The organism is Rhodovulum visakhapatnamense (assembly GCF_004365965.1).
Classification (GTDB): domain Bacteria; phylum Pseudomonadota; class Alphaproteobacteria; order Rhodobacterales; family Rhodobacteraceae; genus Rhodovulum; species Rhodovulum visakhapatnamense.
The window spans coordinates 131,656-155,783 of sequence record NZ_SOEB01000002.1 but is presented as its reverse complement, the minus strand read 5'-3'; the positions used below and the strand labels follow the sequence as shown (position 1 = coordinate 155,783).

Annotated in this window: 24 protein-coding genes and 1 tRNA gene; 7 read left to right on the top strand and 18 right to left on the bottom strand. The window is 68.9% G+C overall.

All coding sequences use genetic code 11. From position 1 onward, the window contains the following. Positions 1 to 14: 14 nt before the first annotated feature. Genes EV657_RS02565 through EV657_RS02535 form a run of 7 tightly spaced genes read right to left on the bottom strand, consistent with a single transcriptional unit; the run spans position 15 to position 6,255 of the window. Positions 15 to 944: an AEC family transporter gene (locus tag EV657_RS02565; protein ID WP_113670154.1), complete on the bottom strand. Its 930-nt coding sequence runs from the start codon at positions 942 to 944 to the stop codon at positions 15 to 17. Next, positions 944 to 1,744 carry an MBL fold metallo-hydrolase gene (locus EV657_RS02560; protein ID WP_134077041.1) on the bottom strand — a complete coding sequence of 267 codons (801 nt, stop codon included), beginning with the start codon at positions 1,742 to 1,744 and terminating at the stop codon, positions 944 to 946. Before EV657_RS02560 ends, EV657_RS02565 begins: the two co-directional genes overlap by 1 nt. Next, entirely contained in the window at positions 1,741 to 2,553 is an 813-nt protein-coding gene (locus EV657_RS02555) for a TatD family hydrolase (RefSeq protein ID WP_134077040.1), read from the bottom strand. Before EV657_RS02555 ends, EV657_RS02560 begins: the two co-directional genes overlap by 4 nt. 6 nt (positions 2,554 to 2,559) lie before the next feature. After that, entirely contained in the window at positions 2,560 to 3,687 is a 1,128-nt protein-coding gene (locus EV657_RS02550) for a DNA polymerase III subunit delta' (RefSeq protein ID WP_134077039.1), read from the bottom strand. Further along, on the bottom strand, positions 3,684 to 4,310 hold the full coding sequence (tmk, locus tag EV657_RS02545) for a dTMP kinase (protein ID WP_134077038.1): 627 nt from the start codon (positions 4,308 to 4,310) through the stop codon (positions 3,684 to 3,686). Before tmk ends, EV657_RS02550 begins: the two co-directional genes overlap by 4 nt. Position 4,311: 1 nt before the next feature. Then, the gene (locus tag EV657_RS02540; RefSeq protein WP_134077037.1) at positions 4,312 to 5,475 is read right to left on the bottom strand and encodes a D-alanyl-D-alanine carboxypeptidase family protein; all 1,164 of its coding nucleotides are present in this window, start codon (positions 5,473 to 5,475) and stop codon (positions 4,312 to 4,314) included. 39 nt (positions 5,476 to 5,514) lie between these two features. Beyond that, entirely contained in the window at positions 5,515 to 6,255 is a 741-nt protein-coding gene (locus EV657_RS02535) for an SPOR domain-containing protein (protein ID WP_134077036.1), read from the bottom strand. 333 nt (positions 6,256 to 6,588) lie between these two features. Between EV657_RS02535 and EV657_RS02530 the strand changes: the two genes are divergently transcribed. Then, a tRNA-Ser gene (locus tag EV657_RS02530) sits at positions 6,589 to 6,676 on the top strand. Between the two features lie 434 nt (positions 6,677 to 7,110). On the opposite strand, the gene EV657_RS02520 is transcribed toward EV657_RS02530, so the two are convergent. From EV657_RS02520 to paaG, 4 genes are read right to left on the bottom strand one after another with little or no spacing between them, the layout of a single operon-like run. Then, positions 7,111 to 7,707: a TetR/AcrR family transcriptional regulator gene (locus tag EV657_RS02520; RefSeq protein WP_075784722.1), complete on the bottom strand. Its 597-nt coding sequence runs from the start codon at positions 7,705 to 7,707 to the stop codon at positions 7,111 to 7,113. A gap of 52 nt (positions 7,708 to 7,759) precedes the next feature. Then, positions 7,760 to 9,070, bottom strand: coding sequence for a phenylacetate--CoA ligase PaaK (gene paaK / locus EV657_RS02515; protein WP_134077035.1), 1,311 nt, complete (start codon positions 9,068 to 9,070; stop codon positions 7,760 to 7,762). A 24-nt stretch (positions 9,071 to 9,094) separates the two neighbouring features. Next, complete coding sequence (paaI, locus tag EV657_RS02510) at positions 9,095 to 9,541, bottom strand: hydroxyphenylacetyl-CoA thioesterase PaaI (protein WP_207802475.1); 447 nt, start codon at positions 9,539 to 9,541, stop codon at positions 9,095 to 9,097. Between the two features lie 16 nt (positions 9,542 to 9,557). Beyond that, positions 9,558 to 10,352 (bottom strand): 2-(1,2-epoxy-1,2-dihydrophenyl)acetyl-CoA isomerase PaaG, encoded by a 795-nt coding sequence (paaG, locus tag EV657_RS02505; protein ID WP_134077034.1) that lies wholly within the window; start codon positions 10,350 to 10,352, stop codon positions 9,558 to 9,560. A gap of 215 nt (positions 10,353 to 10,567) precedes the next feature. Here paaG and EV657_RS02500 point away from each other — a divergent pair, with 215 nt between their 5' ends. From EV657_RS02500 to EV657_RS02475, 6 genes are all read left to right on the top strand, one after another. Then, positions 10,568 to 11,710 (top strand): ABC transporter substrate-binding protein, encoded by a 1,143-nt coding sequence (locus EV657_RS02500; protein ID WP_113670237.1) that lies wholly within the window; start codon positions 10,568 to 10,570, stop codon positions 11,708 to 11,710. Positions 11,711 to 11,792: 82 nt separating this feature from the next. After that, positions 11,793 to 12,665 (top strand): branched-chain amino acid ABC transporter permease, encoded by an 873-nt coding sequence (locus EV657_RS02495; RefSeq protein WP_113670162.1) that lies wholly within the window; start codon positions 11,793 to 11,795, stop codon positions 12,663 to 12,665. A 5-nt stretch (positions 12,666 to 12,670) separates the two neighbouring features. Continuing rightward, a complete protein-coding gene (locus EV657_RS02490; RefSeq protein WP_134077033.1) occupies positions 12,671 to 13,627 on the top strand; it encodes a branched-chain amino acid ABC transporter permease in 957 nt (318 codons plus the stop codon). Further along, positions 13,624 to 14,415, top strand: a complete 792-nt coding sequence (locus tag EV657_RS02485; RefSeq protein ID WP_134077032.1) for an ABC transporter ATP-binding protein — start codon at positions 13,624 to 13,626, stop codon at positions 14,413 to 14,415. The genes EV657_RS02490 and EV657_RS02485 overlap by 4 nt, the downstream gene beginning before the upstream one ends. Continuing rightward, positions 14,402 to 15,103 carry an ABC transporter ATP-binding protein gene (locus tag EV657_RS02480; protein WP_134077031.1) on the top strand — a complete coding sequence of 234 codons (702 nt, stop codon included), beginning with the start codon at positions 14,402 to 14,404 and terminating at the stop codon, positions 15,101 to 15,103. Before EV657_RS02485 ends, EV657_RS02480 begins: the two co-directional genes overlap by 14 nt. Positions 15,104 to 15,109: 6 nt before the next feature. After that, entirely contained in the window at positions 15,110 to 17,044 is a 1,935-nt protein-coding gene (locus EV657_RS02475; protein WP_134077030.1) for a 3-hydroxyacyl-CoA dehydrogenase NAD-binding domain-containing protein, read from the top strand. Between the two features lie 6 nt (positions 17,045 to 17,050). Here EV657_RS02475 and EV657_RS02470 read toward each other — a convergent pair whose 3' ends face one another. From EV657_RS02470 to EV657_RS02440, 7 genes are all read right to left on the bottom strand, one after another. Beyond that, positions 17,051 to 17,581 carry a 2-oxoacid:acceptor oxidoreductase family protein gene (locus EV657_RS02470; protein ID WP_134077029.1) on the bottom strand — a complete coding sequence of 177 codons (531 nt, stop codon included), beginning with the start codon at positions 17,579 to 17,581 and terminating at the stop codon, positions 17,051 to 17,053. A 3-nt stretch (positions 17,582 to 17,584) separates the two neighbouring features. Further along, a complete protein-coding gene (locus EV657_RS02465; RefSeq protein ID WP_113670167.1) occupies positions 17,585 to 18,430 on the bottom strand; it encodes a 2-oxoacid:ferredoxin oxidoreductase subunit beta in 846 nt (281 codons plus the stop codon). After that, the gene (locus EV657_RS02460; RefSeq protein ID WP_134077028.1) at positions 18,427 to 19,602 is read right to left on the bottom strand and encodes a 2-oxoacid:acceptor oxidoreductase subunit alpha; all 1,176 of its coding nucleotides are present in this window, start codon (positions 19,600 to 19,602) and stop codon (positions 18,427 to 18,429) included. The genes EV657_RS02465 and EV657_RS02460 overlap by 4 nt, the downstream gene beginning before the upstream one ends. Beyond that, positions 19,599 to 20,489: a 2-oxoacid:acceptor oxidoreductase family protein gene (locus EV657_RS02455; RefSeq protein ID WP_134077027.1), complete on the bottom strand. Its 891-nt coding sequence runs from the start codon at positions 20,487 to 20,489 to the stop codon at positions 19,599 to 19,601. The genes EV657_RS02460 and EV657_RS02455 overlap by 4 nt, the downstream gene beginning before the upstream one ends. 3 nt (positions 20,490 to 20,492) lie before the next feature. After that, entirely contained in the window at positions 20,493 to 22,319 is a 1,827-nt protein-coding gene (gene iorA, locus EV657_RS02450; RefSeq protein WP_113670169.1) for an indolepyruvate ferredoxin oxidoreductase subunit alpha, read from the bottom strand. A gap of 211 nt (positions 22,320 to 22,530) precedes the next feature. Further along, on the bottom strand, positions 22,531 to 23,202 hold the full coding sequence (locus EV657_RS02445; RefSeq protein WP_081382051.1) for a GntR family transcriptional regulator: 672 nt from the start codon (positions 23,200 to 23,202) through the stop codon (positions 22,531 to 22,533). A 22-nt stretch (positions 23,203 to 23,224) separates the two neighbouring features. Beyond that, positions 23,225 to 24,127, bottom strand: a complete 903-nt coding sequence (locus EV657_RS02440; RefSeq protein WP_134077026.1) for a hydroxymethylglutaryl-CoA lyase — start codon at positions 24,125 to 24,127, stop codon at positions 23,225 to 23,227. Between the last annotated feature and the right edge of the window lies 1 nt (position 24,128).

The following is a 24,128-nucleotide window of genomic DNA, read 5'->3' as shown; positions in this document are numbered from 1 at the left end:
GGGCCCTCCGCCCGTCAGGGCAGCAGCGCCAGCCAGACCCAGACGGTCAGGATCGAGCCCAGCGTGCCGATCAGCACCGCCGAGGCGGCGACCCGCCGGGCCGCGCCGTACATGTTGGCAAAGATGTAGGTGTTGACCCCCGGCGCCATTGCCGCGGTCAGCACGGCCGAGCGGAACTGTCCGGTCGACAGCCCCAGCGCCGTGCCCATGCCCCAGACCACGGCCGGATGCAGCACCAGCGACAGGCCGCAGGCGAAAAGCACCGTGCGCAGATCGCCCTCGGGACGGTAGCGCGACAACACGCCGCCAAGCCCGAACAACGCCGCCGGAAGCGCGGCCCGGACCATCAGGTCCAGCGCGTCCTGCACGACCACCGGCACGCTCAGCCCGCCCAGATTGACCACCAGCCCCAGCGCGATGCCGATCACCAGCGCATTGCGGAACATCGAGCGCAGGATCGCCCCCGAGGTCCGCACGAGCCCCGCGCCGCGGTTGCGGACGATCTCCATCGCGGTCAGCCCGACGCCGTAGCAGATCGGCGAATGCACTGCGATGATGGCATAGTTCGCCTGCAGCGCATCGGCCCCGAAGGCCCGTTCGGTGATCGGCACGCCCAGAAGCAGCGAGTTCGAGAAGAGCCCGATGAAACCGATGGCGACGCTGTCCTCCCAGGTGCGGCCGAACAGGAGCCGTGCCCCGAACGTTCCCACCGCAAAGCCGGTCAGCGCGCCGGAATAGAAGCTGACCAGCAGCCGCCAGTCGAAATTCTGCCCCAGATCCAGCGTCGAGACGGCGCGGAACAGCAGGCAGGGGATGGCGAAGTTCTGGGTGAACTTCATCAGCCCATCGACGCCCGCATCCGAGAAAAGCCCGCGCCAGACCGCGACATAGCCGAAACCGAGGACCAGGAAGACCGGAAGGATGACCTCGATCAGCGCTTCCATCAGTCGGCGAGGCTCAGCACCATCCCGTCATAGGCGGGGGTGACGGTCTCGGGGGTCTCGGCGTCGAGCCGGGTATAGTCGAGGTCGATATGCATGTTGGTCAGCACCGCGCGGCGGGGCCGGGCGCGGTCGATATAGGCCAGGGCCTCCTCGACATTCAGATGGGTCGGATGGGGCGTATAGCGCAGCGCGTCCAGCACGAGGATCTCGAGCCCTTCGAGCATCGGCCAGCTTTCCTCGTAAAGCTCGGCCACGTCCGGCAGATAGGCCAGCCCCTGGATCCGGAAACCGAGCGCGTCGATGGACCCGTGCCGGGCGCGGAACGGCACCAGCGTGACCGGACCGCCCGCCCCCAGAACGGTCACCGGCCCGTCGATCGGATGCAGATCGAGGATCGGCGGATAGGGCGAGCCCTCGGGCTGGATGAAGGCATAGCCGAAGCGTGCGATCAGCGCGTCCTGGGTCGGCCCGTCGGCCCAGACCGGCAGCCGCTTGCGCAGGTTGAAGACGATCTGGCGCAGATCGTCGATGCCATGGACATGATCGGCGTGGGAATGGGTGTAGACGACGGCATCAAGCTCGCCCACCCCGGCCTGCAGCAGTTGCGTGCGCAAATCGGGCGAGGTGTCGATCAGCACCCGCGTCGTGCCCTCCGGCGCGATGCGCTCGACCAGCATCGAACAGCGCTGGCGGCGGTTCTTCGGATTGTCCGGATCGCAGGCGCCCCAATGCCCCCCGATCCGCGGCACGCCGCCGGACGACCCGCAGCCGAGGATGGTGAAGCGCAGTTCGGCTTTCACGCGGCGGCCCGCCAGCTGGCGGCCTTGGCGAAGAGCCGGTCGAAATTGGCCTGGGTCCGCGCCGCGAAGTCGGCATAGTCGAGCCCGAAGACCTCGGCCCCGACCCGCGCGGTATGGGCCGTGTAGGCCGGTTCGTTGCGCTTGCCGCGATGGGGCGGCGGCGCGAGATAGGGGGCGTCGGTCTCGACCAGTACCCGGTCGAGCGGGGCCGCCGCGAAGATCTCGCGGATCTCCTTGGATTTCGGGAAGGTCGCGATGCCCGACATCGACAGGTAGAAGCCCAGATCGAGCGCGGCGCGTGCCAGTTCGGGCGACGAGCTGAAACAATGCATCACGCAGCCAAAGGCGCCGTTGCGGTATTCCTCGGCGAGGATCCGAGCCATGTCCTCATCGGCAGCCCGCGAATGGATGATCAGCGGCAGCCCGGTCTCGCGCGCGGCGGCGATATGGATGCGCAGGCTGTCCTGCTGCACCCGGGCCGTGTCGGCAGTGTAGTGATAATCGAGCCCGGTCTCGCCGATCCCCACGAATTTCGGATGGCTCGCCAGCGCCAGCAACTCGTCGACCGTGGCCATCGGCTCTTCGGCCGCGCTCATCGGATGGGTGCCGGCGGCGTAGAAGACGGAGGCATGGGTCTCGGCGATCTCGCGCACCTGCGGTTCCTGACGAAGCCGGGTGCAGATCGTCACCATCCGCGTCACGCCCGCGGCCTCGGCCCGGGCCAGCACCTGGTCCAGTTCGTTCGCGAAGTCGGGAAAGTCGAGGTGACAGTGGCTGTCGGTGATTTCGGGGGTCTCGGTGTCGCTCATCTCGCCTCAGGCGGCCAGCCGGCCGGCGGTCTCGTCCAGTCTGAGAACCGTATCGAGGATGAGGGAAGCCGGGTCAAGGTTCACCGCCCGGCCCTGGCGCGCCCGCGCGGTCAGGTCCTGCGCGGCCTCGGCCCAGGCGCGGGCGGCAGTGGCATCGGGCGCAAGCCGGGTCATCAGCGCGGCCTCGCCCGGCGCCGCCTCGGGCGGGGGCGCGCCGGTCGCCCCGGTCCGGGCCAGCCGGGCCAGCACCAGTTCGATCAGCCTCAGCACCAGATCGAACCGCGCCTCGGCCCCCCGTCCGGCGGTGCTTTCGGCCAGTTTCAGAAGTCGCGACCGGTCCAGCCGAGGATGCCCGGCCAGAAGCCCGACCAGATCGGCGTAAAGCGCCAGACCGTCCAGCCGGGCCAGCCGGATCGCCTCGCCCACCGATCCGCCCGAAAGCTGGGCCAGCGCCGCGCTGTCGCCCGCCTCGTGGCCCGCCTGCGCAAGCGCCCGGGCCATGTCGGCGGGCCCGAGCGGCCCCAGCCTCAATTCGCGACAGCGCGAGCGGATGGTCGGCAGAAGCCGCGCGGGAGAATGGCTGACCAGCAGCAGCGTGGCATTCGCGGGCGGTTCCTCCAGCAGCTTCAGCAGCGCATTGGCCGCGCTCACGTTCAGCTCGTCGGCGGAATCGACGATCACCACCCGGCGTCCGCCCTCGGCCGACGAGAGCCCGAAGAAGGATTTCAGCCGCCGCACATCGTCGACCCGGATCTCGGCCGACAGCGCATTGCCCTTGTCGTTGGGCCCGCGCCTGAGAACGAACAGCCCCGGCTCGGATTGCGCCGCCATCCGGCGTGCGACCGGGTGATCGGCGGGCACGGCAAGGCTGTCGGGCGCGGCCTCGGCCCCGAACAGCCCTGCGCCGCCCGCCACCGCGGGTCGGGTCAGCAGAAACCGCGCGACCGACCAGGCCAGCGTCGCCTTGCCGACCCCGCGCGGCCCGCTGAGAAGCCAGCCGTGATGCATCCGCCCGCCGGAAAAGGCATCGAGAAACGCGGCCTGGGCCGCCTCCTGCCCGATCAGGCAGAGGGTGTCGCGGGGATGCGGGGCGCCCTCGACGCGGTCGGGTTCGGGAAGCTCGGCCTCGCTCATGCCAGCGCCGCCTCGGCCAGCCGCGCGATGTCGCGGGCGACCTCATCGGGCGCGCGGTCGGCATCGACCACGCGGCAGCGGCCGGGAAACTCGGCGGCGAGATCGAGGAAGCCCTGGCGGCTTCGGGCCTGCAGCGCCTCGCCGAAATCCTCGAACCGTTCCTCGGAGCCGTTGCGCCCCCTGGCGCGCGCAAGCCCGGTCGCGGGCGCCATGTCGAGGATGACCGTCAGGTCGGGCTCGCGGCCGATCATCAGATCGTGCAGCCGGTCGACCGTGGCCCGCAGATCGCCCCGGGTGATGCCCTGATAGACCCGGGTGGAATCGGCGAAGCGGTCGCAGATCACCACCGCGCCGCGATCGAGCGCCGGGCCGATCGTCCGCTCCAGATGGTCCCGCCGCGCCGCGGTGAACAGCAGCAGTTCGGTCTCGGGCGACCAGCGGTCGGGGTCGCCCTCCAGCACCAGCCGCCGGATGTCCTCGGCGCCGGGGCTGCCGCCCGGCTCGCGCGTCAGCACGACCTCATGCCCGCCCGCGCGCAGCCGTTCCGCCAGGGCGCGCGCCTGGGTCGACTTGCCCGAGCCGTCGATGCCCTCGAAGGTGATGAACCGCGCGCGCCCGGCCATGTCAGAGGTCGGCGGCCTTCTTCTCGGCCCAGCGCAGGAAGACCTCGGTCGCGGTCCGCAGCCGCGGCACGAACCCGCCCCGCGCCACCTCGCGTTCGGCCACCAGCGGCACCCGCAGCGGTTCCATGTCGGGGCGCTGGATCACCAACTCGCCCAGCTCCTGCCCGGCCTCGATCGGCGCCAGCACCGGATCGTGGAAATGCACCTCGGCCTCGACCGTGTCGCGCACCACCGCCGGCAGGAGAACATCGAGATCGTCCTTCGCGACCAGCCCGACCTTCTCGATCTCGCCCATCCAGACATCGGTTTCGGCCAGACGTTCGCCCCGGCGCAGCACGCCGCGCTGCACGAACTGACGGAAGGCCCAGTTGATGATCCGCTCGCCCTCCTCGGCGCGCTGCTCGGTGCTTTCGAGCCCCGAGATCACGAAGGTCACCCGCCGCCCGTTCTGCAGGGCCGAGCCGACAAGGCCGTAGCCTGCCTCCTGGGTATGGCCGGTCTTCAGCCCGTCGGCCCCGATCCCCAGTTTCAGAAGCGGGTTGCGGTTGAACCTGTTCTGCGGGGCGCGGCCGTCATAGTCGTATTCGCGCTCGCCGAAGAAGCCGTAATATTCGGGGAACTCGTCGATCAGACGCGTCGCGAGGATGCCCAGATCGTGCATGCTCATCCGCTGATTCGGGTGCGGCCAGCCGCTGGCATTGGCGAAGGTCGAATTGGTCATGCCCAGCGCTTGGGCGCGCTCGGTCATCAGCCGGGCAAAGGCCTCTTCGGTGCCCGCCAGCCCCTCGGCCACCACCACGCAGGCATCGTTGCCCGACTGCACGATGATGCCCTGAATCAGATCCTCGACGGTCGGCCGGTCGCGTTCATTCAGGAACATCGTCGAGCCGCCCATCGACATCGCCCTGGCCGAGACCGAGAACTGGGTCTCGAGCGTCACCCGCCCGTCGCGCAGCGCCTCGAACAGCATGTTCAGGGTCATCAGCTTGGACATCGAGGCGGGCGGCACCGGCTGGTCGGCATTCTTCGACAACAAGACGGTCCCGGTGGTCTGGTCCACCACATAGGCCGCGCCCGCCCGGGTCTCGAAGCTGGCCTCTGCGGGGACGGACAGCGCCATCAGCGCCAGGGCCCCGGCAAGGGCGGACAGGAAGGTCGGTCGCATGGTCACCTCTCGCATTGGGTCCGGCGTCGCGCGGACAGGTCAGCGGGTCACGGCATAGGCATCCTTGAAGCCCAGCCCGCGCACCGCCTCGATCAGCGCCGCCCGGTCGTCCTCGGTCTTAACGGGGCCGGAGACGACACGCCAGAGCGCCCGCCCGCCCGGGTCCGGCGCGCGGATTTCGGCCGAAAGCCCGGCTCTGATCAGGCGCGCTGCGGTCTCCTTGGCGCCGTCCGCGCTGTCGACCGTGGCGACCTGCACGAAGCGCCGGGTCAGGGCCGTCGGCGCGGCCTCGGCGTCGTCGTCCCGCGCGGTCGCGGCGGTCTGCGGATCGGGGTCGGGGGGCCGGCGCAGCGCCGTGACGCTAAGCTCGGTCGGCTGCCCGGCCAGAAGCCCGATCTGCGCCGCCGCGTCCGATGACACCTGAATGCGCGGCCCCGGGCTCTCGCGTTCGCGGCGAAACAGCGCGCCGACAACCGACTGGCCGGTTGCGGTATTGCGAATGATCACGCGCTCGGGGTCGGTCACGTCGGGATGCGCGATCCAGATCCCGCCCAGCGAGGGACGTCCGTCCCAGAGCCCGGTCTCTTCGGCATGAAACACCTCGGGCGCCTCGACATCCTCGCCCGCATCGCGTGCCTCGCGCGGCAAAGTCTGCGGCCCGGCTACATCGGCGCCGCCCTTGCTGCCGAAAAGCCCCGCGCCCGCGCCGCCCTGACAGCCGGCCAGGACGCCCGTCATCGCCAGCAGGATCGCCATCCGCGCGATCCGGTATCCCTGCATGCATCGCCCCTGTTTCGCGCACGTTTGCCGTGCGGCGTCGTCGTCCTCTGCGCCCGGCCGACTCCGGCCAAATGCTGGCCGACCGGTGCAAGATCCGCGCGAATCATATCGTCAGAGGTGATGCAAGGAAAGGCTTGCCCCGACGGGCGCCGCATTTGCCCGCCCCGCCGGCCTGCGCGGTCGCGCCCGGGGCACAAGCCTGTTGTCGCGCCCGGCGGTTCCGGCTAAGCCTGACGAGGTTTGCGCGGCCCCCGGTTTCCCTGGGAACCGGGGGCCGACAACCACGAAACCGTGGCCGAGTGGCTGAAGGCTTCAGTCTTGAGAGCCAACGACGGAAGGGTGGCAGAGAGGTCTATTGCAGCGGTCTTGAAAACCGCCGATGTGCAAGCATCCGTGGGTTCGAATCCCACCCCTTCCGCCACTCTGCGAAAAATATGCATCGTGTTGATTTAAAGTGTGAATTTTTGGCGGAGATATTTTCAACCGCACACGTCTACCACACACGCCCCTTTCTTGAAGGATCTCCCGCCCCTTCGACCCCTTCTCCGTCCCTCAGCCCCCATTTAAGTCAGCCTTTACGACATACTGGCAAGTGATCCGGTAGACCGACCTTTCCGAGATACCGAGGTTCCGTACGACCCGCCGTTTGCCGACCCCCTGCCCCAGAAATGCCAGGGCATCCGCCTTCTTCATTCGGGCGCTGGGCTTCCGACCCTTGTACTTCCCGTCAGCCTTCGCCTTGGCGATCCGCTCCCGTTGCCGTTCAAGGATCATCTGTCGCTCGAACTGAGCGACAGATGATGCTTGCGTATCCGCGGCACCTGCCCGGACCGTCTCCGGCACGAGACGGCTCGATCAGTCGAGGTTTCCGAGACCGCCCAGCATCAATCTGGTGGCGAGATCGGCATAGTCGTCGCGGCTGATCGGGCCGCCTTCCTTGAACCACATGTAGACCCAGTTCATCATCCCGAAGAGCGACATCGTCACCGGCATCAGCATCGTGCCCGGGCCTTTCAATTCTGGCCGGATCTCGGTCAAGACCGCCGAGAAGCGGCGTACGATCCGGCGCTCGATCTCGGTCAGACATGCGCGCTGGTCGGGCGACAGCGCTGCGGCGGCGTTCAGCTGCACCTTGTGCTGATCGTCCGCGCCCCGGTACTTTTCCAGCACCGTGCGCACCAGCAGGCGCAGCCGGTCCTCGGGGGCTGCGTCCGGTCTGTCGGCCTCGGCCAGCGCATCGTCAAGCTCGGTCAGGTGGGTTTCGATGATCGAGAAGATCAGCGCGTCCTTGCTGGGATAGTAGTGATAAAGCAAGGACTTCGAGACCCCGGCCTCGGCCGCGATCTGGGCCATCGAGGCCTTTTCCATGCCCTGTTCGGCAAAGACGCGCGCCGCGTCCAGAAGAAGGTTGCGCTGTTTCCGTTCGAAATCCTCGGCCCGCGTCCGTGCCATCCGGTCCTGCTTTCTCAAGTTCGGGGGCGGGGTCCGGCCCCGCCCGTCCTGTTCAATCCTTCGGCCGGCGGTCGACGACGCGCCGGGCCTTGCCCGCCGAGCGCTCGACGCCTTCGGGGTCGTGCACCTCGATCCGGGTGCTGACCCCTATCACCGACTTGATGTGATGGGCCAGTTCGCCCGCCGAGGCGTGCCGTGCCTCGGCGGTGCCGTGGCTGGCATGGCATTCGACATGCACGGTCATCGCGTCCATGCGGCCCTGCCGGGTCAGCTCGATCTGGAAATGGGGCGCGAGCCCGGGGCATTTCAGGATCTGCTCCTCGATCTGGGTCGGGAAGACGTTGACGCCCCGCAGGATGATCATGTCGTCGGTGCGCCCGGTGATCTTTTCCATCCGCCGCATCGAGCGCACCGAGCCCGGCAGAAGCCGGGTCAGGTCGCGGGTGCGGTAGCGCACCATGGGCAGGCCTTCCTTGGTTAGCGTGGTGAAGACCAGCTCGCCCATCTCGCCATCGGGCAGCACGGCGCCGGTCTCGGGGTCGATGATCTCGGGGTAGAAGTGATCTTCCCAGATATGCAGCCCGTCCTTCGATTCCACGCATTCGCAGGCGACGCCCGGCCCCATCACCTCGGACAGGCCGTAGATGTCGACCGCATGCATGTCGAAGGCCTCCTCGATCTCGCGGCGCATGGCGTTGGTCCAGGGCTCGGCGCCGAAGATGCCGACCTTGAGCGAACTGGCGCGCGGGTCGATCCCCTGGCGGCGGAACTCGTCGAGGATCGACAGCATGTAGGAGGGCGTGACCATGATGATCGAGGGGCGGAAGTCCTGGATCAGCGTGACCTGGCGTTCGGTCATGCCGCCCGACATCGGCACCACGGTACAACCCAGCCGCTCGGCGCCGTAATGCGCCCCGAGCCCGCCGGTGAAGAGCCCGTAGCCATAGGCGACATGGGCGATGTCGCCCTTGCGCCCGCCCGAGGCGCGGATCGAGCGGGCCATCAGATCGGCCCAGACGTCGATGTCGTGCTGGGTATAGCCCACCACCGTGGGTTTGCCGGTGGTGCCCGACGAGGCATGGATGCGCACGAGGGCCTCGCGCGGGGTGGCGAACATGCCGAACGGATAGCTGTCGCGCAGGTCGGTCTTTGTCGTGAACGGGAAGCGGGCCAGATCGGCGAGGCAGTGCAGCTCTTCGGGATGCACGCCATGATCGTCGAAGCGTTTGCGGTAGAAGGCGGAATTTTCATAGGCATGCTTCAGCGTCCGCTTCATGCGGTGGAACTGAAGCGCCGCGATCTCGTCGCGCGAGGCGGTCTCGATCGGATCGAGGATGTCCTTCGTCGGGGTCAGATCGGTCATTGGGTCCTCCCTTTCGGCCCAGGTCTAGGCATCGGTCCGGGGCAGCAGATGGCCCCGGATCGTGCGCGAGTTTCCGCGGAATTCGGCGATGGCGGTTCCGTCCTGATTGGTGACGCGCACATCGTAGAGGCCCGACCGCCCGCTGCGCGACAGCTCGCGCGCGGCGGCGGTCAGCCGATCGCCGACATGGCCGGGCGCCAGATAGGTGACCGCGCAGTGCTGCGCCACGGTCACCGCGTCATAGCTGTTGCAGGCATAGGCGAAGGCGGTGTCGGCCAGCGTGAAGATATAGCCGCCATGGGCGATGCCATGACCGTTGGTCATCGCCTCGGTCAGGGTCATCGACAGCGTCGCCTGCCCGGGCGCGATGTGCTCAAGCCGCATGTCGAGCCGCCGCGCCGCGCTGTCGTCGTTCCACATCGCGGCAGCGCAGGCCTCGGCCAGGTCCTGCGGGGTCTTTTCAGGTTTCATATCGGGGGCCTCCATCCTACTGCCCCCGGAAGACAGGCGCGCGTTTTTCCAGAAAGGCGGTGACGCCCTCGGCATAATCGGCGCTTTGCCCGGCGCGGCGCTGGGCGTCGCGTTCCAGATCGAGCTGGGCATCGAAGCTGCCGCCCGAGGCGGTCTGGATCAGCCGCTTGGTCAGCCCAAGCCCCAGCGTCGGACCGGCCGCCAGCCGTTCGGCCAGCGCGGTCGCCTCGTCCATCAGCGCCTCGTCCTCGACCGCCTTCCAGATCAGCCCCCATTCGGCGGCGGTCTCGGCTGGCAGGGGCTCGGCGGTCATCGCCAGCGCCTTGGCGCGGGGCTCGCCCAGAATTCGGGTCAGCGACCAGCTGCCTCCGGCGTCGGGCACCAGTCCGATTTTCGAAAAGGCCTGGATGAATGTCGCCGAGCGCGCGGCCAGCACGATGTCGCAGGCCAGCGCGATATTCGCCCCGGCCCCGGCCGCGACCCCGTTCACCGCGCAGATCACCGGTTTTTCAAGGCTGCGCAGACGGCGGAGCATGGGGTTGTAGAAGGTCTCGAGCGTATGGCCCAGATCGGGCGGCGGCCCACCCCGGCGCGGATCGCGGTCGCCCAGATCCTGCCCCGCCGAAAAGCCGCGCCCGGCCCCGGTCAGCAGCACCGCCCGGACGGCGGCGTCCTCATGCGCGCGGTCCAGCTGCGACCGGAGCGCCCTATGCATGTCCTCGTTGAAGGCGTTAAGCTTCTGTGGCCGGTTCAGCACCAGCCGAAGCACCCCCCGGTCCAGCGTCGCCAGAACGCTGTGCGAGTCTGCCATCTCTCTCCTCCCGTCTTCCTCAAAATCTTCTTGCATAAACCGTCCGGTCGGTCAATAATATCCGTCAGGAGGATCGGGGCAGATCGGCACGGCCGTGTGGGGAGGAACGCGTTGGCCATGGTGTGGCCCGCGCGCGCATCGGCCCTTGGCGCGACGCGGTTTCGCCCTGCCGGGAGCGCAGGACCAAAAAAGATCTGATCTGGGAGGACAGAACCTTGAAGACCCTCACGACGACAGCCCTGGCGCTGATCGCCGCGCTTGGCGCGGCCGGGCCAGGCCTTGCCGAGATCCGGCTGGGCGCAAGCCTGTCGGCCACCGGCCCCGCCTCGTTTCTCGGCGATCCCGAGGCCAAGACGCTGGAAATGATGGTCGAGGCGCTGAATGCCGCGGGCGGCATCGATGGCGAGCCGGTCGAGCTGGTGCTGTATGACGATGGCGGCGATCCGAACAAGGCACTGACCTTCGCCACCCGGCTGGTCGAGGATGACGAGGTGGTGGCGATCATCGGCGGCTCGACCACCGGCACCACCATGTCGATCCTGTCGGTGGCCGAAGACAACGAGATCCCCTTCGTATCGCTGGCGGGTGCTGTCAGCATCGTCGATCCGGTGCGGCCCTTCGTCTTCAAGACGCCCCATACCGACCGCATGGCCTGCGAGAAGATCTTCACCGACATGGCGGCGCGGGGCATCGAAAAGATCGGCATGATCTCGGGCACGGACGGGTTCGGGGCCTCGATGCAGGCCCAGTGCAAGGACGTGGTGGGCCAGTTCGGCATCGAGATCGTCGCCGACGAGACCTATGGCCCCAAGGATGCCGACGTGACGCCCCAGCTGACCAAGATCCGCGGCACCGGGGGCGTGCAGGCGGTGCTGAACCCGGGCTTCGGCCAGGGCCCGGCCATCGTCACCCGCAACTACCACCAGCTTGGCATCGACCTGCCCTTCTACCAGTCGCACGGGGTGGCCTCGGACGCCTTCATCGAGCTGGCGGGCGCCGATGCGGCCGAGGGGCTGCGGCTGCCGGGCACCGCGCTGCTGATCGCGGGCCAGCTGGCCGAGGACGATCCGCAGCGCGCCGTGGTGCAGGCCTACAAGGCCGAGTTCGAGGCCGCCTACGGCATGGATGTCTCGACCTTCGGCGGCTATGCCCATGACGCCTTCGCGCTTCTGGTCGATGCCATCTCGCGGGCGGGCGGCGACGATCCGGTCGCGATCCGCGACGCGCTCGAGGCGACCTCGGGGCTGGTCGGCACCACCGGCACCTACAGCTTCAGCGCCGACGACCATCTGGGGCTCGATTTGTCGGCCTTCCGCCTGCTCGAGATCCGGGACGGCGGCTGGGTGCCCGTCGACTGACATCCTGTCGACAGAGGCCCCTCCGGGCGGCGCCGGGTCCGCGCCGCCCCCTTCCCCGAACGCCCGAGGCACGGAGACGTCCATGGACGCGCTGATGCAGTTTGTCTTTTCCGGGGTGACGGTCGGCGCGGTCTATGCGCTGGTCGCCCTCGGCTTCACCATCATCTACAACGCCTCCGACGTGGTGAATTTCGCCCAGGGCGAATTCGTCATGCTGGGGGGCATGATCACGGTCTTCGCGCATCTCGCGGGGCTGCCGCTGCCGCTGGCGGCGCTTGGGGCGATCCTTGCGACAGCCGCGCTGGGGGTCGCGCTCAATCGGCTCGCCATCGAGCCCGCGCGCGGCGCGCCGGTCGTGTCGGTCATCATCATCACCATCGGCGCCTCGATCCTGATCCGGGGCGCGGCCCAGCTGATCTTCGACAAGCAGTTGCACGGGCTGCCGGCCTTTTCGGGCGACGATCCGATCCGGGTGATGGGGGCGACGATCCTGCCGCAAAGCCTCTGGGTGATCGGCGGGGCGCTGGCGGTCTTCGTCGGGCTCTGGGCCTTCTTCACCCGCACGCTGACCGGCAAGGCGGTGCTGGCGACCTCGAACAACCGGACGGCGGCGCAGCTTGTCGGCATCAATACCGGTTGGGTGATGACGTTGGCCTTCGGGCTGTCGGCCGCGATCGGGGCGCTGGCGGGCGTTCTCGTCACCCCGATCACGCTGGTCAGCTACGATGTGGGTGTGGGCCTTGCGCTGAAGGGGTTCGCGGCCGCCATGCTGGGCGGCATGGGCAATCCCAAGGGGGCGCTGGCGGGCGGGATCCTGCTGGGGCTCTTCGAGGCGCTGACGGCGGGCTATGTCAGTTCGCACTACAAGGAGGCGGTGGCCTTCATCGTCATCCTCGGGGTGCTGTTCGCCATGCCGCAGGGCCTGTTCGGCCGCGCCGGGACCGAGAGGGTGTGACCGGCATGCGCCCTTCCGCGAAATGGACCCAGCTTCTGATCCTCTTCCTGCTGATCGCGCTTTTGCCGCTGTTCTTTCCCTCGGGCTATTACTTCCGGGTCGGTGCGCTGATCTTCGTCAACGGGCTGGCGGTGATCGGCATCGTGATCCTGACGGGCTATGCCGGGCAGATCAGCCTCGGCCATGCCGGGTTCGCCGGGATCGGAGCCTATGCCTCGGCGCTGGCGCCGGGGCATCTGGGGCTGCATCCGCTGCTGGCGGTGGTCCTCGGCGCCCTCGTCTCCGCCGCGGTGGCCTGGCTCGTCGGCCGCCCGATCCTCCGGCTCAAGGGCTATTACCTGGCCGTGGCAAGCCTCGGCTTCGGCATCCTCGTCGCCATGGTTCTCGGCAACGAACGCGCGCTGACCGGCGGGCCCGACGGCATGGCGGTGCCCGATCCGGGGCTGCGCGATCTGCTGAAGGATCTGGGGCTGAAGCTGACCGGCGGCGAATTCTGGTACTGGTGCTGCGGGCTGTGCCTGCTGATCGGGGCCTGGGCCGCGCTGAACCTGCAGGCCAGCCCGACCGGCCGGGCGCTGCGGGCGCTGCACGGGTCCGAGGTGGCGGCGCGGACCGTCGGCATCGACGTCGCCCGGCTGAAACTGCAGGCCTTCACCATTTCGGCGGTCTATGCCTCGGTCGCGGGCTCGCTGCTGGCGATGCAGAACCGGTTCATCACGCCCGACGTGGCGGGCTTCATGCATTCGATCGAGATGGTCACCATGGCGGTGCTGGGCGGCGTCGGCTCGGTCATCGGCGCGATCTTCGGCGCGGTGATCCTGACGCTGCTGCCGCAGGTGCTGACGGTCTTTGCCGACTACGAACAGATGGTGCTGGGCGCGGTGATGATCCTCGTCATGATCTTCCTGCCCGAGGGGCTGATCCCGTCGCTGGCACGCAAGCTGAGGGGGAGGGGCGAATGAGCCTTCTGTCGGTCGAGGGGCTGGGCATCGCGTTCGGCGGCGTGCGCGCCGTCCATGATGTGGGCCTGACTGTCGCGCCCGGCGAGATCGTGTCGATCATCGGGCCGAACGGGGCGGGCAAGACCACGCTGTTCAACATGATCTCGGGCGTCTACCTGCCCGGCGCGGGAAGGGTGCGGCTTGACGGCGAGGACGTGACCGGGATGGCGCCGCATCTTCTGGCGCGCCGTGGTCTGTCGCGCACCTTCCAGAACCTGCAGATCTTTCCGGCGATGAGCGTGCTGGAAAACGCCGCGACCGGGTTTCATCTGCGCGAAAGCGGGGCCTTGATGGCCGACCTGCTGGCGCTGCCGGGCGCGCGCCGCCGGTCGGCCGGGGCGCTTGCGGGCGCGCGCGATCTGCTGGCCCGGGTCGGGCTCGACCGCGCGGCCGACCGCGAGGCGGGCGAGCTGTCCTATGGTGCGCTCAAGCGGCTGGAAATCGCCCGGGCGCTGGCCACCGCGCCGCGGCTCTTGTTGCTGGACGAACCCGCCGCGGGCTGCAACGCGGTCGAGACCGAGGAAATCGACCGGCTGATCGCCGGGATGGCACAATCGGGCATCGCCATCCTGCTGGTCGAGCATGACATGAAGCTGGTGATGCGAATCTCGACCCATATCGTGGTGCTGGACCATGGCGAGAAGATCGCCGAGGGCGACCCGGCCACGGTCAGCCGCAACCCCGATGTGATCGCCGCCTATCTGGGCGCGCCCGTCGCCGAGCCGGAGGCCGCCCATGCTGACGGTTGAGAACCTGCGCGCGCGCTATGGCCGGATCGAGGTGCTGCACGGCATCGACCTGACGGTCAACTCGGGCGAGATCGTCACCGTCGTCGGGGCCAATGGCGCGGGCAAGACCACCCTTCTGCGCTGTCTGTCGGGGATCCAGCCGATCACCGACGGCCGCGTCGTCTTTCGCGGCGAGACCTATGTGACGACGCCCGCGCACAAGCGGCTGCGCCACGGGCTGGCGCATTCGCCCGAGGGGCGGCAGATCTTCACCAATCTCTCGGTCGAGGAAAACCTGCGGCTTGGCGCCTTTCTTTACGACGATGACCGCGTGGCCCGCGACATGGACGAGGCCTTCGCCCTGTTCCCGATGTTGCGCGAGAAACGCAACCTGGCCGCCGGCGGGCTGTCGGGCGGGCAGCAGCAGATGCTGGCCATCGCCCGCGCGCTGATGGGGCGGCCCGCCTGCCTGCTGCTTGACGAGCCCTCGATGGGTCTGGCGCCGCTGCTGGTGCGGCAGATCTTCGACGTGGTCACCGGGCTCAAGGCGCTGGGGGTGACCGTGCTGCTGGTCGAACAGAATGCCTTCGGGGCGTTGAAGGTCGCCGACCGGGGCTATGTGATGGAAACCGGGCGGATCGCGATGGAGGGGCCGGCCGAGGCGCTGATCGCCGATCCGCGCATCCGCGAAGCCTATCTGGGGATCTGATCCGACATGTCCGTACTGACCATCGACCGCGAGGGCGAAATTGCCGTAGCGATCCTCGACAACCCGCCCGTCAACGCGATCTCGGCCGAGGTCCGCTGCGCGCTCTGGCAGGCGGTCGAGACGCTCGATGCCGACCCCGGGATCCGCGCCGTGGTGCTGGTCTGCGCCGGGCGCAGCTTCATCGCCGGGGCCGATGTCAAGGAATTCGGCCAGCCGCCGGTCGAGCCGCACCTGCCCGATCTGGTCGACCGGATCGAGGCTGCCGCCAAGCCCTGGACCGCCGCCATTCATGGCGCGGCGCTGGGCGGCGGGCTGGAAGTCGCGCTGGGCTGCCGGTTCCGGCTGATCGATTCGGAAGCCCGCGTGGGGTTCCCCGAGGTCGGTCTGGGCATCATTCCGGGCGCCTCGGGCACGGTGCGCACGCCCCGCCTCGCGGGCATCGAGGCGGCGGTCGAGATGGTCACCTCTGGCAAGCCCGTGCCCGCGCCCGAGGCGCTGCGGCTGGGGCTGGTCGATGCGATGGTGACGGGCGATCTGCGCGGCGCGGCGGTGTCCTATGCCGCCTCGATGATCGGGGGGGCGCTGCCCGAGCCGGTCTCGGCCCGGCCGGTCGAGACCCGGCCCGACAGCTATTGGTCCGAGCGCCGCACGCGGCTGGAAAAGGCGGGCGAGGCGGCGCCGCTCCGGGCGCTCGAGGCGGTCCGGAAGGCGACCGAGGCGTCCTTCGACGAGGCCATGGCTTTCGAGCGCGCCACTTTCCTTGCGTTGCGCGACAGCCCCGAGGCGGCGGCGCTGCGCCATGTCTTCTTTGCCGAACGGGCCGCCCTGCGTCCCGCCGCGCTGAAGGGTGTCGCGCCGCGCAATATCGGCTCGGTCGGGGTGGTCGGTGGCGGGACCATGGGGGCGGGCATCGCCGCGGCCTTCCGCATGGCGGGGATGCCGGTGACGCTGATCGAGCGCGACGCCGGTGCCGCCGCCCGCGCCCATGCCGCCGTTTCCCGCATCTTCGATGGCGCGGCCGCGCGCGGCAAGCTGACCGGGGACGAGGCCAAGGCGCTGTCGGACGGGCTGATCTGCACCGATGACCCTACGGCGCTTGGCGATGTCGATCTGGCCATCGAGGCGGTTTTCGAGGATCTGGCGGTCAAGCGGGCGGTCTTTGACGACCTGGCCCGGGTCTGCCGTCCGGATGCGATCCTGGCCACCAACACCTCCTATCTCGACCCGCGCCGTCTCGCCGAGGGGGTGCCCGCGCCCGAGCGTCTGATCGGGCTGCATTTCTTCAGTCCGGCCCATGTGATGAAGCTTCTGGAAATCGTGCCGCTGCCCGGCACCGCGCCCGAGGTGCTGGCCACGGCCTTCGATCTGGCGCGGCGGCTTGGCAAGATGCCGGTCAGGGCCGGGATCTGCGAGGGCTTCATCGGCAACCGCATCCTGAAACGCCATCGCGCCGCGGCCGAGGACCTGCTGGCCGAGGGCGTGCCGGTGGCGGCGGTCGATGCCGCGATGCGCGGCTTCGGCTTCCGGATGGGGCCGTTCGAGGCGCAGGATCTGGGCGGGCTCGACATCGCCTTCCTGCAGCGCGAGGCGGCCCGCGCCGAAGGCCGGGATGTGCCCGAAACGCTGGCCGACATCCTCGTCCGCGCCGGGCGCAAGGGCCAGAAGACCGGAGGCGGCTGGTACGACTATCCCGAGGGCGGCCGCATGCCGGTCGCCTCGGACGCGGTCGCGCGGCTTCTGGCGGACCGGATCGCCGGGGGCGAGGTGCCTGCGCCCGACGCGATTGCCGAGAGGCTGGTCGGCGCCATGGCCGACGAGGGTGCGACGATCCTTGCGGAAGGGATTGCAGACAGCGCGGCCGAGATCGATCTGGTCGAGATCCACGGCTATGGCTTCCCGCGCAGCAAGGGCGGGCCGATGCACTGGACCGGCCGGGGCTGAGCGGCCTCAGGCCGGTTCGGTTTCACCCATCGCCAGCCCCGCCGCGAAGGCCTCGCGGTTCAACCGCTCGAACCGGGCGGGGGTCTGGGCGACGATCACGGCCATCAGGGCCTCGGGCGGGCAGATGGACGTCTGCGCGGTCAGCGCGCCGAGCGCCACGATATTCGTCACGCGAGGGGTGCCGAGGGTGCGCGCGGTCTCGGTGAAGGGCAGGCACAGCGTGCGGAACGGACCCTGAGGGGGCGTCGTCACCCGCTCGGCATCGCACAGGACCAGCGACGCCGGGGTCAGAAGCCCGGTCGAGACCGTGGCCGCCGCCTCGTCGAGGATCAGCAGCACATCGAGCCGCTGGGCCAGCGGGTAATCGGCCTCGGCCTCGCCGATCACCAGATCGGACCGCGACAGCCCCCCGCGCGAGACGGGCTCGTAGGCGTTCGACTGCGCGACGGTCAGCCCGGCCTCGGTCAGGGCCGCGGCCAGAATGCGCGCCGACAGCAAAAGCCCCTGACCGCCGCTGCCGCTGAAACGGATCTCCATCGCTTACTCCTCCTCGCGGATACGGGCGGCCATGGCGCGCCAGGCGGCGCCGTATTCGGGCCGGTCGGTCCGGGTCAGCACGCCGGTCCGCAGCGCGTTCGGCCGGAACGGCACATCGACCGTGTTGCGATAGGCATAGGGCCGCATCGCGCTTTTCTTGGCCAGCATCATCTCGGGCGAGGCGCCAAGATCGTTCTTGCGGCCATAGATCTCGGTGCAGTCCGACAGCACCTCGACAAAGGAAAAGCCCTCATGCGCGATGGCCTGTCCCAGCAGCGTCTTCAAGGCCAGAACCTGCGCCGTCACCTCGCGCCCGACAAAGCTGGCCCCGGCCGCGGCGGCCAGCGCGCAGGCGTCGAAATTGGGTTCTGTATTGCCCTCGGGCGTCGTGGTGGTGAACCGCCCCTCGGCCGTCATCGGCGAGACCTGACCGCCGGTCATGCCGTAGATCTCGTTGTTCAGCATCACGCAGGTGATGTCGAGATTGCGGCGGCAGGCATGGATCAGATGGTTGCCGCCGATGGCCAGACAATCGCCGTCGCCGGTGATGACGATGACATGCAGGTCGGGCCGCGCAAGCTTGAGCCCGGTGGCGAAGGTCAGCGGCCGGCCATGGGTGGTGTGGAAGGTGTTGGCGTCGATATAGGCCGACAGCCGGCCCGAACAGCCGATGCCCGAGACGACCGCCAGCCGGTCCTTCGGAATGCCCTGCTCATGCACCGCCCAAAGCAGCGCCCGGAGCGCGATGCCATGGCCGCAGCCGGGGCAGAGGAAATGCGGCATCCGGTCCTGCCGCAGGTAGTCGTTGACATCGAAGCTCGCGGCGGTTTCGGTCTTGGTGTCCTTCATTTCAGCGCCTCCCGCGCCGCCCCGGCGATCTCGTCGGGGGTCAGGGTTTCGCCGTCGATGCGGGACAGCCCCGTGACCTCGGCCCGGCCCGCCAGCACCCGCTCGACCTCCAGCACCAATTGGCCCTGGTTCATCTCGGGGACCAGAACCTTGCGCGTGCCCGCCGCCGCGACCGCCTCGCGCAGCGGCGTCTCGGGGAAGGGCCAGAGCGTGACCGGCCGGAACAGCCCCACCTTCAGCCCCTCGGCGCGCAGATCCTTCACCGCCTGCCGCGCGGCGCGGGCGGAAATGCCGATGGCGACGATCAGCAGATCGGCATCCTCGGTGGCCTGCTCGCGCCAGCTTTCGATCCGGGCGCGGTGCAGGACCAGCTTGTCGGTGGTCCGGGTCAGCGCGGCGGCAGCGACGGCGGGATTCTGGGTCGGAAAGCCGTCGGGGCCATGGGTCAGGCCGGTGCAATGGCTGCGATAGCCGTCGCCCGGGCGCGGCATCGGCGGCACCAGATCGGCGGTCTCGGCATAGGGCAGGAAGCCCTCGCGCGGGCCGGTGGCGAAGGGCCGGGCGATCCCGGGCGCCTCGGCCACGGCGCCCAGATCGACGGTTTCGGTCAGGTGGCCGATCACCTCGTCCAGCAGCACCACGACCGGCACCCGCAGGGTTTCCGACAGCTCGACCGCGCGGATCGTCTCGGAATAGGCCTCGCCGACCGAGGCCGGGGCCAGCACGATCACCGCGTGATCGCCATGGGTGCCCCAGCGCGCCTGCAGGATGTCGCCCTGCGCCGGGCGCGTGGGCATCCCGGTCGAGGGCCCGCCCCGCATCACATTGACGATCACGCAGGGGATCTCGGCGCCGCAGGCATAGCCGAGGTTTTCCTGCTTCAGCGAAAAGCCGGGGCCGGAGGTCGCGGTCATCGCCGTCACGCCCCCCATCGAGGCGCCGATCACCGCGCCCATCGAGGCGATTTCATCTTCCATCTGGATGAAGGTACCGCCCACTTTCGGCAGCTCGCGGGCCATGGTCTCGGCCACTTCCGAGGACGGCGTGATCGGATAGCCCGCGAAGAACCGGCATCCGGCCCGGATCGCGCCCAGCGCGCAGGCCTCGTTGCCTTCCAGATTGCGACGGCCGGTCAGGGCCGCCGGCGCAGCGGCGAGGGACGGGGCGGTCATGACGCGGCCTCCTGGACGGGCGTGTTGGTGACGGAAATCGCCATGTCGGGGCACAGCCAGGAACAGAGCTGGCAGCCGGTGCACAGCTCGGGCAGCGCCAGTTCGGCCTTGAGCTGGTCGTTCAGCCTCAGGCAGCGTTCGGGGCAGCTTTTCACGCAGATGTCGCAGCCCTTGCACCAGTCGGCGGTGATCTCGACCACGGTCTCGACCTGCGGGTGATGGACCTCGGCGCGGGATTTCTGCAGCCCGCTGGCGGTGACGTCGATCCGCTTGGTCCCGCCCAGCGCCCAGGCCCGGCCCTCGGTGAAGGCCCGGGCGTTGATCCCGACCGATTTCGGCGGGACGGTGGCGGCGATGACCTGCGCCCAGGCCGCTTCGGGGAAGTCGAGCGCGGTCGACAGCGCCCCCAGCAGCACGGTATTGGCGGCGCGTGCATTGCCCAGATTGGCCGCAAGCCCGGTCGCGTCCATCACATAGCCCGCATGAACCTGATCGATGATTTCCTCGGGGGTCTGGGGCGCATAGGCGGGTTCGGCCCCGCGCTTGCGGCTGCGGCAGGCGAAGGGCGGCACGATCTTCTGGCAATCGGCGATGAAGGTGCCGGTCTCGGGCTTGAGGTGCCGGATCCAGCGCAGGCCCTCGGCCCATTCCAGCGCGACGAGGATGTCGACCTCGCCCTCGGGGATGGTCGGCGACCAGACCTTCGGCCCGAAGCGGACATGGCTGAAGACGCCGCCGCCGCGCTTGGCCATGCCATGGACCTCGCTTTGCTTCACGTCATGGCCGGCCTCCTGACAGAGCTGGGCCAGCACCTTCGAGACCATGATGACGCCCTGTCCGCCGACGCCGACGATCAGAACGTTTGTCGTCCGGTTGCGCTTGTCCATGGCTCAGACCTGTTCGGCAATGTCGGCGGGCTTGATCGAATGCGAGGCACAAAGCTGCGCGCAGAGGCTGCAGCCGATGCAGGCCTCGGGGTCGATCTGCACCTTGTGGCGGCCCTCATGCCAGCCCTCGGCCCAGGTGATGGCCGGGCAGCCGAGGTTCATGCAGGCCTGGCAGGCGATGCAGCTGTCCTGATCGACCGCCATCGCCGGACCCTTGATCCGCACCGGGTCCAGCACACAGGGCCGGTCGGAAATCACGACCGACACGCCCTTGTGCGCGACCGCCTCGCGCAACTGGCGCTGCATCGAGGCGGTGTCGTAGCTGTCGACCTTCTGCACCCAGCGCACGCCCAGCGCCTTGACCAGCGCGAAGAAGTCGACGCGCGGCGCGGGATCGCCCCTCAGGGTGCGGCCGGTGCCGGGATGATCCTGCCCGCCGGTCATCGCGGTGATGTGGTTGTCGAGGATGAAGACGGTGATGTCGGCGTCGTTGTAGATGGCGTCGATCAGGGGCGGGATGCCCGAATGCAGGAAGGTAGAATCGCCGATGGTGGCGACGATCGGCCGGGTCTCGGTCCCGGCCTTGGCCATGCCGACCGCATTGGCGATGCTCGATCCCATCGAGACGCAGGTATCCATCGACTTCAGCGGCTCGACCACGGCCAGCGTATAGCAGCCGATATCGCCCGCGACCCGCGCGTCGATCGCGCCCAGCGCCATGAAGCAGGCCACATGCGGGCAGCCCGCGCACAGGACCGGCGGGCGCACCATCGGCGCGAATTCGAAAGGCGCCGCATGGACCCGCGCGGGCATCAGCCCGGCTTTCGCCAGCCCGTCATGGACGATCTCGGGCGAGAATTCGCCCTCGCGCGGGAAGAAGGCCTTGCCCTCGCAGGCAATCCCCATCGCCTTCAGCGCGTCCTCGATCAGGGGTTCCAGTTCCTCGACCACGATCACCCGCTCGACGCCCGCGCAGAACTCGCGGATCAGCCGGTCGGGCAGCGGCCAGGTGACGCCGAGCTTCAGCACCGAGACGTCGGGCAGGCATTCCTTCACATAGGTATAGGGGATGCCCGAGGTGATGATGCCGACCCGTGCATCGCCCGGCTCGACCCGGTTCAGGGGGCTGTCCGACAGCGCCTCGCGCAGCCGCGCCTCGCGCGCCAGCACATGGCCGTGGCGCATCCGGGCATGGGCCGGGATCATCACGTTCTTGCGGGGATTGTCCTCGAAGACCCGCGCGGCGGGCGTCTGGCGGGCGCCCAGGGTCACCGCGCTTCGGGTATGCGACAGCCGCGTGGTCGAGCGCACGAAGACCGGACAGTCGTATTCCTCGGACAGATCGAAGGCCGTTCGGGTAAATTCGAGCGCCTCCTGCCCGTCCGAGGGCTCCAGCACCGGCACATGGGCGAAGCGGGCATAGATCCGGCTGTCCTGTTCGTTCTGCGAGGAATGGATACCCGGATCGTCGCAGACCGCGACGACCAGCCCGCCATTGACCCCGATATAGGAAAACGACATCAGCGCATCGGCCGCGACATTCATGCCGACATGCTTCATCGCGGTGAAGGCGCGTGTCCCCGCGAAGGAGGCGCCGATGGCCACATCCATCGCGGTCTTCTCGTTGGTCGACCATTGCGCGTGGATGTCGGCGGCGGGATAGGCCGCGAGGCTTTCCAGGATCTCGGTCGAGGGCGTGCCGGGATAGGCGGCGGCGACCCTGGCGCCGGCCTCCCAGACGCCGCGGGCGATGGCTTCGTTGCCGGTCATCGGGCGGGACTGTCCCGCGCCAAGCGGCTCGGTGGCACCCTGCCGGAGGGCATGTGTCATTGGCGTCGTCCTGTGTCGCGCGCGGAATTGCACAAAATTGCCCAGCTTCTAGTCTTTGGGCAATTTTCGTACAAAGCGCGGATTGCCGCAGCAGTTTAGGTACGGCGATCCTCGGCCCGGACGACGGTGCGGTCCTTGATCTGGGGCAAGCCGCCCGCGGGCCGCGGGCCGGACGTGATGTCACACGCGGCCCTGCGGCGGTCCCGAAGGCTCAGGACCCGAAATTCCGCCGCGCGGCGGCCGTGGCCGCATGCAGATGGGTCTGCATCGCGGCGCCCGCCCAGTCGGCATCGCCCGCGAGAATCGCGTCGGCGATTTCCCGGTGATGCGCCGCCGACCGGCGGATCGCGGCCTCGTCGTAGCTTTTGAAGGTCAGCGAGACGAGCCCGAGATTGACCACCAGCGACAGCATCGCCTCGAGCCGGGGCGACCGCGCGGCGGTCAGGATCAGCTGGTGAAAGGCGCGGTTGGCCTCGGTGATGGCCTCGTAATCGGCATCGTTTCGCGGCGGCACATGGGCCTGCATCTGCAGGGCGAGATCGGCCAGCGTTGCGCGTTCCTCGGCGCTGGCAAAACCCGCGGCGCGCCGGGCGGCGTAGGATTCAAGCAGCAGGCGCATCGCGAAGATCTGTTCGATCTCGTCCGCGCCCAGCCCCACCACGCGCAGCCCGGGCCCGGCCTCGCGGGTCAGCAAGCCCTCGAGGATCAGCCGCTTGACCGCCTCGCGGACCGGGGTGCGCGACATCGCAAGGCTTTCCGCGAATTCGGCCTCGGTCACGCGCTCGTTCTCGGCATAGCGGCCCGAGAAGATCCGCTTGCGGATTGCCCGATAGGCCAGTTCGGCCGCGCCGATCCGTTCGCCGCCATCCTCTGCCCGTGTCATCTTCCCCCACCCTCGGCTTAAGTCAGGCCACGGCGGTTGCCGGGAAGCCGCCCGCCTTCATCAGCATACCCGGAACCGGGTGTCCGAGGGCGGTCTCAAGCGCCGCAGCCCCCGCGATCGCCCGGTCCAGATCGTATCCGGTGGCAATCCCCGAGCGCTCGAACATGTAAACCAGATCCTCGGTCGGCAGGTTGCCGGTCGCCCGCGGCGCGAAGGGGCAGCCGCCGACGCCGCCCAGCGAGGCGTCGAAGGACCGGACCCCGGCGCAATACCCGGCCCAGGCATTGGCCAGCCCCGTGTTGCGGGTGTTGTGCAGATGCAGCCGGATGGGCAGGTCGGGAAAGCGCGCGCGCACCGCGCCCACGCGGTCCTCGATGTCGCGGGGCGTGGCCACGCCGATGGTGTCGGCCAGGGTCAGCTCGTCGGGCGCGGCCTCCATCACCTTCTCGAGCACCTCGATCATCCGCGCCACCGGGACCTCGCCCTCGAACGGGCAGCCGAAGGCGGCGGCCAGGGTGACATTGGTGCCGACCCGGCCCTCGGTCTCGGCCGCGAGGCGGTGCCAGAGCGCGATGCCCTCGGCGGTGGTCATGCCCTGATTGCGCTGGCTGAACGTGTCGCTGAGCACGATGGCATAATTCACCTCGTCGAGCCCGGCCGCCAGCGCGCGGGCAAAGCCGCGGTGGTTCAGTGCCAGACCGATATGGCGCAGCCCTTCGCGGGGCAAATCGGCACACAGGGCCTCGGCATCGGCCATCTGCGGCACCCGCGCGGGATTGACGAAGCTGGTGACCTCGATCCGGGTTGCTCCGGCGTCGATGATCGCGGCCAGCATGCGCTTTTTTGTATCCAGATCAAGCAACGTCTTCTCGTTTTGAATGCCATCTCGCAAGGTGACATCCACAATTTCAACGACATCCTTCATT